The organism is Microcoleus sp. CAWBG27, assembly GCF_020883145.1.
Classification (GTDB): Bacteria; Cyanobacteriota; Cyanobacteriia; order Cyanobacteriales; family Microcoleaceae; genus Microcoleus.
Genome location: NZ_JAHREU010000009.1, coordinates 1 through 18,964, shown reverse-complemented (window position 1 = coordinate 18,964; position 18,964 = coordinate 1). Strand labels below are relative to the sequence as shown.

The 18,964-nt window shown below is 44.8% G+C and carries 5 protein-coding genes; 3 read left to right on the top strand and 2 right to left on the bottom strand.

The window, feature by feature from the left end; all coding sequences use genetic code 11:
* Nucleotides 1–426: 426 nt before the first annotated feature.
* Both ppsA and QZ938_RS07620 read right to left on the bottom strand, forming a co-directional pair.
* On the bottom strand, nt 427–2,904 hold the full coding sequence (gene ppsA, locus QZ938_RS07625) for a phosphoenolpyruvate synthase (protein ID WP_293350367.1): 2,478 nt from the start codon (nt 2,902–2,904) through the stop codon (nt 427–429).
* Between the two features lie 332 nt (nt 2,905–3,236).
* Nucleotides 3,237–3,569, bottom strand: a complete 333-nt coding sequence (locus tag QZ938_RS07620; protein ID WP_293149985.1) for a hypothetical protein — start codon at nt 3,567–3,569, stop codon at nt 3,237–3,239.
* 112 nt (nt 3,570–3,681) lie between these two features.
* On the opposite strand from QZ938_RS07620, the gene QZ938_RS07615 reads away from it, so the two are divergent.
* The 3 genes from QZ938_RS07615 to QZ938_RS07605 all read left to right on the top strand — a co-directional run bounded on the left by QZ938_RS07615 (nt 3,682) and on the right by QZ938_RS07605 (nt 18,221).
* Entirely contained in the window at nt 3,682–10,158 is a 6,477-nt protein-coding gene (locus QZ938_RS07615) for a PAS domain S-box protein (RefSeq protein WP_293350370.1), read from the top strand.
* 576 nt (nt 10,159–10,734) lie between these two features.
* Nucleotides 10,735–11,982 (top strand): response regulator, encoded by a 1,248-nt coding sequence (locus QZ938_RS07610; protein WP_293149989.1) that lies wholly within the window; start codon nt 10,735–10,737, stop codon nt 11,980–11,982.
* Between the two features lie 1,229 nt (nt 11,983–13,211).
* Nucleotides 13,212–18,221: a PAS domain S-box protein gene (locus QZ938_RS07605; RefSeq protein ID WP_293350373.1), complete on the top strand. Its 5,010-nt coding sequence runs from the start codon at nt 13,212–13,214 to the stop codon at nt 18,219–18,221.
* Nucleotides 18,222–18,964: the final 743 nt, after the last annotated feature.

Here is an 18,964-nt window from a genome sequence, read left to right as displayed (position 1 = left end):
TCCTCACTACGAACGGTAATAGGTTCGTAGTGAGGACTTTAGTCCTTTCTAAATCAGAGGACTAAAGTCCTCACTACGAACGGTAATAGGTTCGTAGTGAGGACTTTAGTCCTTTCTAAATCAGAGGACTAAAGTCCTCACTACGAACGGTAATAGGTTCGTAGTGAGGACTTTAGTCCTTTCTAAATCAGAGGGCTAAAGTCCTCACTACGAAGGGCAATAGGTTCGTAGTGAGGACTTTAGTCCTTTCTAAATCAGAGGGCTAAAGTCCTCGCTACGAAGGGCAATAGGTTCGTAGTGAGGACTTTAGTCCTTTCTAAATCAGAGGGCTAAAGTCCTCGCTACGAAGGGCAATAGGTTCGTAGTGAGGACTTTAGTCCTTTCTAAATCAGAGGGCTAAAGTCCTCGCTACGAAGGGGAGATGGATTAAACTTTAGCAACCTGGGCCGCTAAATCCATTACCGCACCGGAAGCCTCCACCTTAGCAACATCAAGCAAAGTCTTCAAAACCGAATCGGGATTCAAACTAATCGAATCAATTCCCAACTCAACCAAGAAGCGAGCAAACTCAGGATAATCGCTGGGTGCTTGGCCGCAAATGCCTATCTTGCGATCGTACTTTTTGGCGGCTTTAATGGCAATTTCGACCATCCGCTTCACAGCTTCATTGCGTTCGTCAAAGATGTGGGCGACTAAGGCAGAATCCCGGTCTAATCCTAATGTTAGCTGAGTTAAGTCGTTAGAGCCGATCGAGAATCCGTCAAACACCCTGGCAAATTCGTCAGCAAATATGACATTGCTGGGCAATTCGCACATCACGTACACCTGCAAGCCATTTTCACCCTTGACTAAACCGTGTTTTGCCATCTCGGCCAACACTTTGCGGCCTTCCTCCGGCGTGCGACAAAACGGAATCATCGGAATCACATTTGTCAAGCCCATTTCGTCGCGAACGCGCTTCAATGCCTTGCATTCCAAAGCATAAGCTTCGCGGTAATTCGGGTCATAATAACGAGAAGCGCCGCGCCACCCGATCATCGGGTTTTCTTCCTTCGGTTCAAACTGCCGCCCTCCCAGCAGATTAGCATATTCGTTGCTCTTGAAATCGCTCATCCGCACGATGACAGGATTGGGATAAAATGCGGCGGCGATGGTGGCAATTCCGCGGGCTAGTTTGTCGGTAAAGAAATCGGGTTTGTGTTTGTAAAGTGCTGTGAGTTTGGCAATTTGGCGCTTGACTGATGTGTCGGTCAATTCGTCAAAGTGAATCAGTGCCAAGGGATGCGCTTTGATGTGGTTGGCGATGATGAATTCTAGCCGCGCTAACCCTACGCCATCGCAAGGAATTGCTGACAAACCAAAAGCTTCTTCTGGGTTGCCGACATTCATTAAAATTTGAGTGCGGGTGCGGGGCAAATTGTCGATCGCAGTTTCTTGAATTTCAAAAGGCACTAAACCAGAATAAACTTTGCCTTCCTCTCCTTCGGCACAAGAAACAGTAATTTCTTGATTGTTTTGCAAGACTTTGGTACCGTCGCCGGTGCCGACAATGGCGGGGATTCCCATTTCCCGGGCAATGATCGCAGCATGGCAAGTACGGCCCCCGGAATTGGTGACAATCGCGCTGGCTTTTTTCATGATCGGTTCCCAATCCGGGTCAGTTTTGTTGGTAACAAGAACTTCCCCTGCTTCAAAGTCAGCGATTTGGTGAACGTCTAAAATTACGCGGGCTTTACCTTGTCCGATAGCTTCACCAACGGCACGCCCTGTTGCCAAAACTGCGCTGGAACCTTGCAATTTGTAGTTGCGTAAAACTGTAGCAGATTTTTGTGATTGTACTGTTTCCGGCCGCGCTTGGACGATGAATAGTTCGCCTGTATTGCCATCTTTTGCCCACTCGATGTCCATCGGCGTGTAGGTGCCGCGGACTTGAGAGTAGTGTTCTTCTATCTGTACGGCCCAACGTGCTAGTTGCAGAATTTCTTCATCGTTAAGGGCGTATTTGCCGCGTTCTGCTGGGGCTACCGAGAGGTTTTTGGTGTATTTGGAACCGCCGAGATCGTACACCATTTTGATGTCTTTGGTGCCGAGGCGTTTGTCGAGAATTGGGCGGAAACCTTGTTTTAATGTGGGTTTAAAAACTAGGTATTCGTCGGGATTTACTGCTCCTTGAACGATGTTTTCTCCTAATCCGTAGGCGGCGGTGATTAAGGCGGCATTTTTGAAGCCGGTTTCGGTGTCGATGCTGAACATGACGCCGGAGGATGCTAAGTCCGATCGCACCATTTTCTGCACGCCGACGGATAAGGCGACTTCAAAGTGGTCGAAACCTCGCTGTTGGCGGTAAGAAATCGCTCTGTCGGTGAAGGTGGAGGCGAAGCATTTGTGGCAGCATTGGAGGACGCTGGTGCAGCCATGGACGTTGAGGTAGGTTTCTTGCTGTCCGGCGAAACTGGCGTCTGGTAAGTCTTCGGCGGTGGCGGACGAACGGACTGCTACGTCTGTACTGTCGCCGTAGCGATCGCACAGTCGATCGTAAGCATCTGCGATCGCCGCTTGCAAGTCTCGCGGAAACGGTGTATCGAGAATTAACGCCCGCGCTTGCTTCCCTTTGATGCGGAGGTTCTGGAGATTTTCTACGTCTAAATCGGCAAAGATTTCGCGCAATTTTGCTTCTAAACCCGCTGACTCGATGAAGTACCGATAAGCGTATGCTGTAGTTGCAAATCCATTGGGGACGCTGACTCCTTTGGGGGTTAACTGTTGAATCATTTCCCCCAATGAAGCATTTTTACCCCCTACTAATGGGATGTCGGCTATCCCGACTTCATCAAACCACAATATTAAGGCTTTTTCTTTGGGAATTAAAACTTGTTTTTCTTGAATTGCTAATTTTTCTGGCATTATTTTTTTCCTCAATTTCAGCTCAGTTCGCTCAGAGAATTTGAGATTTGATATGTGAGATTTACTCCACCACAGATGAATCTGCTAGCTTGAACAAGAGTCTAAAATTTTGCGCTGCTGGCGACTCGTTTTGGGAGCCTGTCTCCGTTTTTTGGTGGGATAAAAGGACGGTAAACCAAGGACGGTCATTTTTTTAATGTCGTTCTGTTTCGCCAACTGTTTCGCCAATTATCGGATGTTTCGAGAGGCGGTATCCACCCGAGTTTTTGATTGCCTCTATTTCAATATTATAACTTTTTTCCTAAATGGCAATACCCCAAGGGAAGATTTATTTAATAAATTGCAAATAGTAAAGAAATGGCAGTGGGGAGTTTCTGTAAGCTATCATAAAAAAGAGGAGTAAAAATGTGAACATCAAAAATAATTCCTACCGTTTTTTGGGCGGGCGCAGTGGTGCGGGGATACCGCTCGGATTGTGTTGGTAGTGTAAAGGGAAACCAAGGGGCCGTTGCCGGGGGCGATCGGCTGCCGGGGGCGATCGCCCAAAAAACACAACACCAAGCAGCTTCGTTTACCTCAAAAAACCTAGCTTCTAAAAAATGTAAAAGTTTGACCTCTAATTGAGTTGACGTACTTGGAGCAAAAACACAGTCGATGTAGAGCATTGTAGTTATTGAACAAAAAACATCTTATTTTTTATAACCGAGATTTTTGGCATTCAATTATTTTTATGCTATAATAGTTAGCTCGACTGCCTTACGATCATTAACAAGGTATATGATATCAGTTTTGAGCTCAACCGCAAAGCGAAACGGCTTTAAGGTTCTCCTGGTCGAAGACAATCAAGCCGAAGCCGATCTAATCGAAGAATTGTTATTAGAAACAAATGTCAGCCGAGCCGAACCCCAAAGGCTGTCAGTAAGCTGTACAGACCGTCTCAGCAAAGCGCAGCAAATTTTGCTCGGCGAACATTTTGATGTGATTTTACTTGACCTTTCGCTGCCCGACAGCCAAGACATAAGTACAATTGTTAACATACAAGAATACAGCCTCAATACTCCGATCGTCGTACTGACGGCGCACAACGATGAAGAACTCGCCGTGCAGTCAATCCAAGCAGGAGCTCAGGATTATCTAGTCAAGCGAAAAATCGACAGCGAGGTGTTAATGCGATCGCTCCGCTACGCAGTTGAGCGGCAGCACAACCAAGAAGCTTTGCAAAAAAGTGAAGCAAAATATCGCTCCGTAGTCGAAAATTCCCTCGTCGGAATTGCGATTATTGCTCCTCCAGTTTCCCTCTCAGAACCCACACAATGCCAGTGGTTGGAAGTTAACGATGCTTTGTGCAATTTGCTGGGATACGAGCGCCAAGAACTTTTGCACGGAAATTGGGAACAGTGGGGCTATCCTGAAGACTGGCAGGCTAGTTTAGAGCAGTTAAATAAAATTTTTGCCGGGGAGAGCGAAGGCTATATTTTAGACAAAAGATGGCGCAAAAAAGATGGAAAAATAGTTTATACTCGGGTTTCCCTGCGCTGCATCCGGGGCCGCGACGGCTCGATCGACCGGATGATTAAAGTAATTTTGGACGTGAGCGACCGCTATCACTACGAAGCCGAACTAAAAGCATCAGAAGAGTTTTTAAATCACACGATTAATGCTACTCCTGACCCAATTTTTGTCAAAGACGAGCAACATAGGTGGGTTGTACTAAACGATGCTTTTTGCGAATTGATGGGAAAAGGGCGATCGGAACTTATAGGTACGTCGGGATACGAGTTTTTGGGCGCAGCACAAGCCAAAGTTTTTGAGCAACAAGACGAGCAAGTATTGCAAAGAAGTATTCCCAAACAAACGGAAGAGACTTTTACAGATAGCGCAGGTCAAGAACGCATTATATCTACCAAAAAAACAGTTTTTAATAAAGCTAACGGCACTAAAATGTTGGTCGGAATCATGCGAGATGTGACCGAATACAAGCGCCAACAAATAGCATTGCAGGAAAGCGAAGCTCGATTTAAGATAATCAGCACCAACGTGCCGGGAATGATTTATCAATACAGGCTTTATGTGGATGGCAAAACATCTTTTACTTATGTTTCTTCTGGGAGTTGGCAGCTCTACAATTTAAGACCTGAAGAAATAGAAGAAAATGCCAGCTTGGCTTTTGCTACAGTTCACGCCGATGACATCTCAGACTTGCATCGAACGATCGCAACTTCAGCGGCGAGTCAGGAATCTTGGCAGCACCAGTGGCGACAAGTTACGGGAGAACGAGTGAAATGGCTGCAAGGCGCGGCTAAGCCCTCCAAGCAAGCCAATGGGGATATAGTTTGGGACGGTTTGGTGATGGATGTCACCGAATTAAAACAAACACAACAAGAGCGCGATCGCTTCTTTAGCATTTCGCTAGATTTACTTTGCATTGCAGGTTTTGACGGCTATTTCAAACGCTTAAACCCTGCTTGGTCAAATGTATTAGGTTACAGCCGAGACGAACTTCTAGCCAAACCTTTTATAGAATTCGTGCATCCAGAAGACAGAGCAATAACTATAGCTGAATTAGAAAAACTTCAAAATTCTCACCCCGTTATTAACTTAGAAAACCGCTGTATTTGCCCAGATGGTACTTATAAATGGCTGTCGTGGACGGCATCACCTTTTGCTGAAGAAAGTTTAATTTATGCAGTTGCCAGAGATATTACATTGAGCAAGCAAGCTGAAGCTGAATTGCGTAAAAGCGAAGCCACTAATCGCGCTCTTTTAAACGCGATACCCGATATGATATTCCGCTGTCGCGCCGACGGCACTTTTGTAGACTTCAAACCCGCAAAAGATATCCAAACCCTGGTACCGGAAAACATATTTATTGGTCAAAAAGCACAAGACATCTTGCCTGCTGCCTTTGCTAAAAAAATCTTGTCCGGCAATCAACAAGCGATCGAGATCGGCGAGATTCAAGTTGTAGAATATCAACTGCCAATTCAGGATGTACTGTGCGATTTTGAAGCGAGAATAGTCTTCTGTACGGATGACGAAATTATTGCGATCGTCCGGGACATCACCAGCCGCAAGCGTTTTGAGTCAAAACTCCAGCGACAAGCAGCAGCAATGGCTGCCGCTTCCGAAGGTATCGGTATTGTCAATGCCAGCGGAGAGCTGATTTATGCCAACGCAGCTAAACTCAAAATCTACGGTTACAATGCCCTAGAAGAAATATTGGGTAAAAGTTGGAAAATATTTTATGAAGGTGCAGAACTCGCAAGGTTTGAGCGGGAAATTATGCCGACTTTAGCGCGCCAAGGTTATTGCAGCACAGAAGCAGTAGGCTGCCGCCGCGATGGCTCTCAATTCCCTCAAGAAGTCTCGCTGACAGTCCTGCCTGAGGGCGAAATAATTTGCATTGTTCGCGATATTGCTGAGAAAAAGAAAGCAGAAGCAGATTTGGAAGATAGCAAGCGGTTCAGCGATCGCATTGCTGAGGCAAGTCCTAATATTTTGTATGTTTACGACTTGATAGAACAAAAAAATATTTATGCGAATGCTTCTATCTCTCAGATTATTGGCTATACAGTAGATGAGATTCAGGCAATGGGGCCGTTGATGTTAACTTTAATGCACCCGGAAGATGCCATCAAAATGCCTGATTATTTACAGCAAGTCGCAACGGGTACAGAAGGAGAGATCTTTGAAATTGAATACCGCATCCGGCACAAGGATGGTTCTTGGCGCTGGATTGTCAGCCGAGATACTGTATTTGCAAAAACAGCAGATGGCAAGTTAAAACAAATTCTCGGCACGGGAACTGATATTACAGAAAGCAAGCAAGCAGAAGATGAAATTAAGCTGTTGCTTGCAGCAACTCAAGCCATTAGTAAGTCGGTAGATTTTCACAGCGCTCTCCCTGATATCCTCCGGTTGCTGTGCACTGCGATCGGCTGGAATTTTGCTGAAGCTTGGATACCAGTTGCTAATGGTACTGTTTTGGGACACAGCGAAACTTGGTATGCTAGCGATCGCGATTTAGATAGGTTTGGCCACGAAAGTAAGAAAATTAGGTTCGCGCCTGGATTGGGAGTACCCGGACGGATTTGGTCAACCAAAAAGATGGAATGGATTGAAGATGTTTCTGTAGTCAATAATGCATTTTTTGCCCGATCGCAAATGGCGGGAGCAGTCGGATTGAAAGCTTGTTTCGGAGTGCCGATTCGCGCCAATTCAGAGGTGCTGGCAGTTTTACTGTTCTGCAAGCGCGATCGATCGATTATGGAACCGCGTATAGTAGAATTGGTCAATGCGGTAGCGACTCAGTTGGGTTCTCACATTCAGCGCAAACAAGCCGAAGAAGAATTGCGTAAAAGTGAAGAACGCTGGCAGTTAGTTCTTAAAGGCAATCAAGACGGAATTTGGGACTTGAATCTTCAAACAGATGAAGCTTTTCGATCGGCCCGCTGGCAAGAAATTATGGGTTACGCAGACGGCGAAATCGACAGCAGCAACAGCGAATGGATCGATCGCATCCATCCAGACGATCGCGATCGAGTGCAAGCCACAATCCAAGATTATCTCGATCGCCAAACCCCCAATTACGCCGCCGAATACCGCTTGCAGTGCAAAGACGGCAGCTACAAGTGGGTGCTCGCCCGCGCTCAAGCAGTCTGGGACGAAGCCGGAAACCCCCTGCGGATGGTGGGTTCGATGACCGATATCAGCGATCGCAAAGCAGCAGAATTAGCTTTGCTGCGGGTCACTCAAGCTGTGGAAAGTACCAGCGACGCGATCGCGATCGCCGACTTGAAAGGGCAGTCTATTTACCACAATCAAGCCTTCATTCAGCGTTACGGCTACACCGTGGAAGAACTCAACGAGCTAGGCGATAGCGCCGCGCTTTACATCCGGCCTAAAAGTTACAAAAAAATCTATAAAAACATTCGCAAAGGTCGCTCTTGGTGCGGCGAAGTTGCCCTGCGAACCAAGAGCGATGAAGCTGTTACCGCTCTAGTGCGAGCCGATAGCATTAAAGACACAAACAACCATTCGGTTGGGTTAATTGCCGTCATTACAGACATCACAAAACGCAAAGAATCAGAAGCATTTTTGCGCCAGCAATTAAAGCGCGAACAGTTGGCAGTAGCCATGCTGGAACGCATTCGCTCTTCTCTTAATTTAGAACAAATCCTCACCAAAGCAGTTGAAGAAGTTCGCCAGTTTTTGCAAGTAAACCGGACTGTAATTTACCAATTCAATCCGGATTGGAGCGGGTTTGTAGCAGTCGAATCTGTTGACGAAAATACCCTATCAATTATAGGAATGGAAATTTATGACCCCTGTTTTGGGGAAGCCTACGTTCCTCTTTACCTAGATGGCAGAATTAGAGCTACAGAAGATGTTTGCAATGCCGGCCTCGCCGACTGTTACTTGAGTTTGTTGACTCGCCTCCAAGTGAGAGCAAGTCTAGTAGTCCCGATTTTGCAAGGCGAAAAATTGTGGGGGCTGTTGATAGCCCACCACTGCACTGGCCCCCATCCCTGGCAAAAATTGGAGGCAGAGTGCCTGAAACAATTGGGCGTGCAGTTGGCGATCGCCATTCAGCAATCGACCCTATTTGAACAAGCACAAATCGAAATAGCCGATCGCAAACAAGCAGAAGCCGCCCTGCAATTAGCCAAAGAAGCTGCCGAAACTGCCAACCGCGCTAAAAGCGACTTTCTCGCCAACATGAGCCACGAATTGCGGACGCCTTTGAACGGGATTTTAGGATACATTCAACTGCTCAAACCGGATAAGAATTTAACTGCGGAGCAACAAGAAAGTCTCAACAACGTTCACCAGTGCGGCAACCACCTGCTAACCCTGATTAATGACGTTTTAGACCTCTCGAAAATCGAAGCTAGTAAAATGGAACTGTCACCGACAAACCTGCATTTTCCTAGCTTTGTTAAAAGTATTGTCGATCTGTTCCAGATGCGCTCCCATCAAAAAGGAATTGCGTTTAATTACGAGCAGGTGTCGGCGCTGCCAGACTACGTTTTTGTTGATGAAATCAGATTGCGCCAAGTTTTGATTAATTTGCTCAGCAATGCGGTTAAGTTTACGGTGAGCGGTGGCGTGACCTTCAAAGTCGGTTACGCAGAAAATTATCCTCAAACCCACTGTGCGAAGTCTAGTTTGACAGCAGAAGTTGCTACTCAAACAATCAATTTGACTGCGAATGCAGACGATCCGAAAAAGTCGATCGCCCTGCGGGAAACCACAGAAGCGCCCGAAGCGATCGCCACAACTATTGGCGATCGGGCCCCAACCGCTAAAATTCGCTTTCAAATCGAAGATACCGGGATCGGCATCCGGCAGAATAAACTAGAAGAAATATTTTTGCCTTTTCATCAAGTGGGCGATCGTAACAATTTCGTCGAAGGTACCGGACTAGGACTTTCCATCAGCCAAAAATTAGTCAAAATAATGGGCAGTGACATTCACGTCCAAAGTACCCCCGGCAAAGGTAGCATATTTTGGTTGGATATAGACTTGCCCGCAGTCGCCGAATATTCTGAAACCCCCTCCACACAAGAAAAACGCCGGCTTATCGGTTTTAGAGGCAGCCACCGGAAAGTCCTGATCGTAGACGATCACGAAGTAAATCGTGCCATGCTGCACAGACTGCTTTCTCGTTTGGGCTTTGACATTGCAGAAGCCACAGACGGCGCAGACTGTTTGCACAAAGCACAGGAATTTCTACCGGATCTAATTTTAATGGACTTGCTGATGCCAGTAATGGACGGCTGGGAAGCCACCAGGCGGCTGCGACAGTTGCCGGAATTAAAAGATGCGGTTATCCTTGCTTTGTCCGCTAGCGTTTACGAGACTACCAGGCAAAAAAGCATACTTGCAGGTTGCGATAATTTTGTCACCAAACCGATTCAAACTAACGACCTTTTAGAATTATTGCGCCTGCATTTGAGACTAGAATGGATTTACGAAGAGGGATCGGAAACCAAAAAACGCAAAGCTCAAACTCCCAAAGCATTATCGGAGATTGCGATTGCTGACTCAACAATAGTGTCTCCTGGTTCAGAGTCAGTCTTTGTCTTGTTAAGATTGGCTGCTATGGGCGATATTGAAGCTATTCTGGAGGAAACTGCTAAACTAGAAAATTCTGACCCGACATTAGTCCCTTTCGTTCAGCACGTTCGCCAACTTGCTAAAGGATTTCAGCTCAGGCAAATTCGAGATTTTTTGAAGCAACATTTGCCCTAAAATTGAGGGTAGCCAACCGATAAATTAAAATCAGTTAAATCTCACGCCCCGATCGTGATTGTCAATAACGCAATACGCTTGGATTAAACCCGATCCCCCCTTAGCTTGCCCCCTACTCGACCCCTACCCCCCTTAAAAAGGCTACGGTGTACACACAAGTCGAGTTGGAAATCAATTGACCCAAAAAAAACGGAAATTTATTTTTTTAATCCTTGATTTCCCGTCACCCATTATCAATAATTTAAAACTATTGATAACGATCTCGATTGTCTAAAAACCTTGCCGACTAAGGGTTGTGTCAGACACAGCCAGGTTTTGGCAAGTTGTGTGTACACGGTAGCTTAAAAAGGGGGGTACAGGATTCTTCTCAAAGTCCCCCGACTATCCGGGGGATTTAGGGGGATCTCCGGAAAATAAACACTGTTAACTGAACAGTATTGCCCTATAAAGAGGCTATTGCCAACGTCGGCATCTACCCAGCAACCTGGTTTCTAGAAGCACGGAAAATCCCTTGAATCTGATGTAAAATTACAACCGACAACTCACAACTCAATCATTTTAATTTTTACCTTGAATATGAACGATAAGAATTCCGAAAGAAGCATCATACTAATTGTCGATGACAACCAAACAAATCTTGACGTACTTTTCGAGTTGTTAAGAAATTACGGATTTAAAGTATTAGTGGCTCTAGACGGCGAAAGTGCGATCGAGCAAATTGAATACATCCATCCCGACTTGATTCTTTTGGATATCATGATGCCCGGAATTGACGGTTTTGAAACTTGCCTGCGTTTGAAAGCAGACCCGTCAACCCGAGACATTCCAATCATCTTCATGAGCGCCCTTTCCGAGACCCTTGATAAAGTAAAAGGCTTTCAGACAGGAGCAGTTGACTACATCACTAAGCCTTTCCAGCACGAAGAAGTGTTGAGCCGCATAGAAACTCACTTGACAATCCGCAACTTGCAACAAAAACTCGAAGAAAAAAACCTAGAACTAGCCCAGCTCAACCAAAATCTGGAAAGACTTGTCGAACAAAAAACCAAGCAATTAATCGACCAGGAAAAAACAGCCATCATCGGACGTTTGACCCAGGGAATGGTGCACAACCTCAAAAGCCCGCTACAAGTGATCCAGACTAGCGTCGATTTGATTGAAACAAAAGCCACAAAAATTCAAGAAGACTCTTTTTTAAATTATACCAAATACATCTTTCAAGCTGTCTCAAAAATTAATCAGATTATGGATACTCTGATGATGAAAAGCAGGAAAGAACAAAACCAAGATTTGCATCCTGTAAATATCAACGATTTAGTCCAGCGAGAAATTCAACTATTGGAAGGAAATATGTTTTTCAAGAATAAGATTAGAAAAAAATACTTTTATGACGAACAGATTCCGAACCTTCCCTTAATTTATTCCTATATGTCTCAAGTATTTTATAACTTAATAAATAATGCAATGGATGCTATGTGGGAAAGAAAAAGTAGGGAACTAACTATCGTGACTCGGCAAGATAACTCGAACATATACATGGATATTGCAGATACTGGATGCGGCATAGCACCTGAAGATTTGTCAAAACTTTTTGACCCTTTTTATACGTCGAAGCCACCTAAAGGGGAAGAAAAAAACGAAGGGGAACCAACAGGAACTGGCCTCGGACTTTATACTTGTATTGAACTTTTAAAACCTTTTAATGGCGAGATTGCTATTAGCAGCAATCTCGGTCAAGGCAGCGTATTTACAGTTGTGCTTCCCAAACAGCCGAAAAATTTATCTGCTCAACTCAGTAAAATCCCCTCCGGTGAGAAAACCTGAATTAAGTTCGGCATCAGGTTCGTAGTGAGGACTTTAGTCCTTCTTTATTAAGGGTTCGTAGTGAGGACTTTAGTCCTTCTTTATCAAGGGTTCGTAGTGAGGACTTTAGTCCTTCTTTATCAAGGGTTCGTAGTGAGGACTTTAGTCCTTCTTTATCAAGGGTTCGTAGTGAGGACTTTAGTCCTTCTTTATTAAAGGTTCGTAGTGAGGACTTTAGTCCTTCTTTATCAAGGGTTCGTAGTGAGGACTTTAGTCCTTCTTTATTAAAGGTTCGTAGTGAGGACTTTAGTCCTTCTTTATTAAAGGTTCGTAGTGAGGACTTTAGTCCTTCTTTATTAAAGGTTCGTAGTGAGGACTTTAGTCCTTCTTTATCAAGGGTTCGTAGTGAGGACTTTAGTCCTTCTTTATTAAAGGTTCGTAGTGAGGACTTTAGTCCTTCTTTATTAAAGGTTCGTAGTGAGGACTTTAGTCCTTCTTTATACAAAAGATAGGAATAAAGTTCTCACTACAAACTGGCGTTACTTGTCAGTAATTCAACCGAGACAATTTGATAGTATGTTCCGTAAATTCACTGTAACTGAGCTAGGTTCGCAGTCAGGAATGTAGTCCTTCTCCATCTGCGATGTTTTGCCCAGTCTCTTGCTATTTCCTTGCCAAAAGTTGTAAATTAAAATAGAGTAGATTTGCAAGATCGCTAAAACTACGATAAATTTGGGTCACTAGGTTTGGAGTGAGGCCGACAACTTGCAGCAAATAGCTCAATTATATAGTAACCGCCACATCGGCGCGGACGTAAATAACCTCATCAATAAAGCCTAGACTTGTTTATGCCTCAACGCTTTAATTCCCCTACTTAAATGTCAACTGTCCCAGGTCAACTGTCAAGGCATACAAATAAATCTCGGGCGTCTGCAAGCACTCAGCCACCCTACAGCCTGCGGTTCAAGTTTCCCAAAAATGATGCCATTCCCTCAAAAGAATGCAACTCGCCGTACTCTCAACCATGAGAGTCATCCACTATTTCCAATTATTCAATTTTTTAAATTTTTAATATAAAATGATAGGAGCTAGGTAGCTGCATCCGCAGCAGTTTTTATTGGATAAATAAAAGTAGCAAACTGATATCGCTCGAAAAAAATAATGCAACTTTAGACAAGCGCGAAACCGGACACTCATCAGTAATTCCCAAATCTAAAATCTAAAATCTAAAATCTAAAATCTAAAATGGTATGACCTCTGTTCTTGAATCAACTTTAACGCCTGCTTGCTTGAAAGTTCTTTTAGTAGAAGACTGTGCCCAAGATGCAGCACTAATTCAAGAACTGCTGTCCGACGATCGCGAACTGAGAGTATCAATTGAGACAACCAATGTAGTTCGCATCGGGGAAGCGATAGAAATTTTAAGCAGCGATGTTTTTGATGTAATTTTATTAGATTTAACCCTCCCTGATAGCCCAAAATTTAATACTTTCTTCCGCCTCCAAGATGGCGGAATCAATATTCCGATCGTCATTTTGATAGGGGCGGATGAAGAAGAATTGGCTGTCAATTTAATTGCCGCCGGCGCTCAAGATTATCTGGTGAAAAAAGAATTAGACAGCCGACTGCTGGTGCGGACGATCGAGTGCGCGATCGCCCGCCAGAAGCGACAAGCAGAATGGCAAAAAAGTCAAGGAAAATACCCCCAGGTTTTTGACAAGATCAAAGAAGTAGTTTTTGAAACAAATATTGCGGGCAATTGGACTTTTCTCAATCTTGCTTGGACGAAAATCACCGGATTTACGGTTGATGAAAGTTTAGGAAATTCCTGTTTGAGTTACATTTATGCTGACGACCAACACCAATATTTAAATTGCTCTAAAAATCTGACCGAAAATCAAGAAATATCCTGTTGCTATCAAATTCGATATCTTACCAAAAATGGCGAAATTCGCTGGGTAGAAGTTCAGGAATTTTTGATTTTTGGCGAAAACGGCGCGGCGCAGGGAACTACTGGAACTATTAACGATATTACGGAGAAAATTTTAGCCAGAGAGGAAGCGGAAGCTAATAAATCTTTTTTGAATTATACGATCGATGCAGTTGCCGATCCAATTTTTGTCAAAGATGAACAGCACCGCTGGATACTGTTAAATGATGCTTTTTGCAAGCTGATAGGCAAGCAGCGCGAGGAACTGCTAGGTAAATCGGATTACGATTTTTTTCCCAAAGAAGAAGCTGATTTTTTTTGGGAGAAAGACGAACAAGTGTTTGGAACCGGGGAAGAAAACAACAGCGAGGAAATATTTACGGATGGCAGCGGTGCTAAGCACATTCTGTCTACAAAAAAAACCGTATTTAAAAATACTGACGGCAGTAAAATACTCGTCGGAATAATTCGAGAGGTAACAGAGGATAAGCGGAAACTATTAGCACTGCAAGAAACCCAAGCTAGACTCCAGCAAATTGCTGCCAATTTGCCGGGAGTAATTTATCAATTTCGCTTCTCAAGCGACGGCAAACAATGTTTTCCTTACATTTCTTCTGGCAGCCGCGATTTATATGAATTGGAACCTGAAGATATTCAGGAAAATTCCGAACTTATGTTCAGTTGCATTCATCCAGACGACCTCCCAAAAATTCAAGAATCTATTGTTTATTCTGCGGAAAATATGGAGCCGTGGCAGCAGGAATGGCGCGCGATTATGCGGTCTGGAAAACTTAAATGGATGCGAGGTGTTTCGAGACCGGAACGAGTTAATTTGACGGCGCTCATAGGGGCCGAAGGCGATATTGTTTGGGAAGGGATGATACTGGATATTACTGATTTAAAAGAGACGGAAGCGGCTTTGCGGGAGAGCGAAGCAAGATTTCGATCGCTAATTGAGAATATTCCGGGCGCTATCTGCCGCAACTTATACGATGCTGATTGGACGATGGTGTTTGTGAGTGACGAAATTGAGGCAATTAGCGGCTATGCTGCTGGGGATTTTATTCACAACAACCGCTTGAGTTTTGCTAGCATCATCCATAAGGCAGACGGGGAAATGCTCGATCGACAAATCAGAGCGGCGGTAGACTCGAAACAGCCGTATCATGTAGAATACCGGATTGTGCGTGCTGACAGGTCGGTGCGCTGGGTGTCCCAAAGGGGTAGGGCGACTTACAATCCAGAAGGGTTGGTTTTGTGGCTTGACGGAGCGATTTTTGATATTACCGATCGCAAAAACGCCGAATATACCCTGTGTTTGGTAACTCAAGCTGTAGACAGTGCTAGCGATGCGATCGCGATCGCAGATTTAGACGGCTATTCAATTTATCACAATCAAGCATTTATTCAACGCTACGGCTATACAGTTGAGGAACTAAATAATGCCGGTGGCCCAGCAGTAATGTACGCCAAATCTCAAGAGTTAAGAAAATTATTTAAAGTCCTGCGGAAAGGTTTGTCATGGAGCAATGAAATTGCACTCAGGGCTCAAAACGGCGAAATTATCGAAACTCAATTGCGAGCTGACTGCATTAAAGATAGCGCCAGCAAACCAATAGGAATGATGGCAATCATTGCTGACCTTACAGACTTAAAACGCGCCGAATCAGCCTTAAAATTCAGTCAAGAGCGATTGCAGTTAGCGGTTTCAGGCAGCTCTTTGGGGCTGTGGGATTGGAATATAGCTACTGGCGAAACTTATTTCGACTCGCAGTGGAAATCAATGCTCGGTTACGCAGACACTGAAATTGACAACAACTTCCAAGGTTGGGAAAATTTGCTGCATCCCGAAGACAGAATCAGAGCAAGAGAATCTTTAAATTTATATTTTGAAGGTGGCATCGAGATCTATGAATTTGAATTTAGGCTCCTCAACAAAGCCGGAAATTGGCAGTGGATTTTGGGGATGGGCAAAGTAGTCGAGTACGACGAATGGGGTGCGCCATTGCGGATGACGGGTACTCACAAAGATATCAGCGCCCGCGTTGAAGCCGAAGCCGAAAAAACGCAGTTAATCGCATCTCTACAAGAACTTGCCGACCAATTGCAATATGCACAAGAAATTGGCCGCATGGGAAATTGGGAATTCGACATAGATACCGGTATTGTTAATTGGTCTACCGAAGTGTTTCGCATTTACTGTAGAGAATTTAATTGGCAGCCGACAATGACACAAATTTTAGAGCAAATTCATCCCGATGATAAGGAAAGCGTTACAGAAGCTTTGCAAAAGGCGGTGAATGAAGGGATAGCTTTCGACATCGACCACCGCATATATTGTCCACCAGCAGAAATCCGGCACGTTAACTGTAAAGGACAAGCTGTTAAAAATGACTTCGGTCAGGTGGTGCGACTGTTTGGCACGGAAATCGATATTACCGATCGCAAAAAAGCAGAAATTGCTTTGCAAGAAAGCGAACAGCGATTTCGGGCTGTATTTGAACAAGCGGCGATCGGGATTGTTAAAGTGTCGCCCGAAGGTAGTTTCTTGAATGCAAATCAAGGCTTCTGCAAGATTATCGGATACTCAGAATTGGAACTAAAACTGCGAAATGTTTGGGAAATTTCTCACCCCGAAGATGTAGAAGCAGATGTCGAGTCTGCCCAAAGACTGTTAGCTGGGGAAATTTTGAATTATTCACTTGAGAAACGCTTTGTGCACAAAGACGGTTCATTTGTTTGGGCTAATGTGACTGTATCTTTAGTGCGGGACGGGTTTGGGGAACCAAGCTACGGAATTGCTGTGATTGAAGATATTAATCACCGCAAACTTGCCGAGTCTATCTTGCGCCAGCAATTAAAACAAGAACGCTTGGTGGTAGGGATGCTGGAACGCATTCGCTCTTCTCTAAATTTAGAAGAAATCTTGACAAAAGCTGTTGCTGAAGTACGACATTTTCTGCAAACAGACCGGACAATTATTTATCGGTTTAATCCCGATTGGAGCGGTTTTGTAGCAGTTGAGGCGGTGGGTGAAAATTGGCGGTCGCTTCAGGGAATAAGTATTAACGATTCTTGCTTTAAAGACAGCTATGGTTCTGCTTACCAAAACGGTCGCACTGTAGCTGTGGATGATATTTATAAAGCTGGTCTTTCTGAGTGCTACATTAATTTATTAGCTCAATTTCAGGTGCGAGCTAATTTGGTAGTGCCGATTTTGCAAGGTGAGAAGTTGTGGGGCTTGTTGATTGCTCACGAGTGCGCTGGCTGCCGCCAATGGCTAAAAATTGAGGTGGAGTGTCTCAAACAAATTAGCGTGCAGTTAGCAATCGCGATCCAGCAATCGACGCTTTTTGAGCAAGCACAAACTGAAATTGCCGATCGCAGACAAGCGGAGTCAGCTTTGCAGGAATCGGAAGCGCGCGAACGTTCAAAAGCGCGAGAGTTGGAAGCAGCTATTAACAAACTCAGAACCACTCAAGCTCAGCTCGTTCAAAATGAAAAAATGGTGAGTTTGGGTCAGTTAGTTGCTGGTGTCGCTCACGAAATTAATAACCCAGTTAGCTTTATTCACGGCAATCTCAGTCCGGCTCGCCGTTACAGTTTAGATTTGTTGGAATTGATTAAAATTTATCAAGATTACTGTCCTAATCCTCCGGCTCAAGTGTTAGATAAACTCAATGAAATAGACTTGGATTATATTGCTGACGATTTCCCGAAATTGTTTACTTCTATGCAAGTAGGAACCGAGCGAATTGTCGAAATTGTCAAATCATTACGCAATTTTTCCCGGTTGGACGAGTCTGCTGGTAAGTCGGCGAACATTCACGAGGGAATTGACAGCACTTTGATGATTTTGCAAAATCGCTTGAAATCTCACAGCAGCCGTCCGGGGATTCAGATTGTTAAAGATTACCAGTTATTGCCGCAAGTTGAATGTTTTCCGGGCGAGTTGAATCAGGTATTTATGAATATTTTGATTAATGCGATCGATGCTTTGGAGGAACGGGACAAGGGGCGGACGATCGAGGAGTGCGATCGACATCCCAGTACGATCGCGATTCGGACTTATGAGGCTGCTGCGGGCTTCGTAGCGGTATCTATTGCGGACAACGGCGGGGGGATACCGGAGCCAGTGCGATCGAGGCTGTTTGACCCGTTTTTCACGACTAAGCCTGTGGGCAAGGGTACGGGTTTGGGACTGTCGATTTCTCACTCGATTGTAGTCGATCGCCACGGTGGCAGATTGACCTGTATTTCGACACTGGGAGAGGGATCGGAGTTTTTGATTGAAATTCCCGTGCGATCGAATTTAGCGAATACAAACTAAAATTTGGGAGATTTGGTAATACTAATTTTATCGTGGTCATTCATGTAACTGGATCAGATATCAACCCAAAAAACCCGGCGGTTGGAAACCGCGTCTACACAAACAAAACCTGCCTCCGCAGGTTGAAGAGTCACTCGCACATTTCTCTCAAATTCCATATTTCTTAGTCCGCAGAGGCGGACATCGTTTGTGTAGATGCGGTTTCCAACCGCCGAGTATTTCAATGGTAACGAATATTAATTCCGGTTGTATCGGAATGATTAGTGCGATTCGTTGAAACGTGAATCACGGTGAAAGCCCGTACATAGCGTTTCCAGCCACAAGGCTGAACTCTCGGTCTGATAAGGGTGCAAGTCCCTTCTGCCAGACTCAGGCATGACTCCTTACCTGCCCACACCGACCGAGCTCGATTCTCGGAGAGTGAAGCTGGGAACAGGGCGCAATCAGACATCTACTGTGAGATGACAATGGCGCTAATGGGGAGTTCCAATGGTGCAACAGAGCCTAGAAAAGTAACTTATCCGAGAGCGGGACACAGACCAACCTCCCGACTCCACTGGAGTTCATTCCCGCCGAATTATTGATCGAATATCGGCAAGAGTCTAGGGAATCCAGTAGTTAAATTGGCTCCACCTAAAGGAACAATCAATCACGCCCGAAGGAACGAAGAAAAACGAGCTGAGGGTCAAGGGGAAGTCGAACCCTTTCGTAGGCTAGACGAGCAGCGGAATCCCCTCAGTTCG

Coding starts and splice junctions, on each gene's coding strand:
- QZ938_RS07620 (WP_293149985.1), bottom strand. CDS start 3,569: ATGCTCTACATCGACTGTGTTTTTGCTCCAAGTACGTCAACTCAATTA.
- ppsA (WP_293350367.1), bottom strand. CDS start 2,904: ATGCCAGAAAAATTAGCAATTCAAGAAAAACAAGTTTTAATTCCCAAA.
- QZ938_RS07615 (WP_293350370.1), top strand. CDS start 3,682: ATGATATCAGTTTTGAGCTCAACCGCAAAGCGAAACGGCTTTAAGGTT.
- QZ938_RS07605 (WP_293350373.1), top strand. CDS start 13,212: ATGACCTCTGTTCTTGAATCAACTTTAACGCCTGCTTGCTTGAAAGTT.
- QZ938_RS07610 (WP_293149989.1), top strand. CDS start 10,735: ATGAACGATAAGAATTCCGAAAGAAGCATCATACTAATTGTCGATGAC.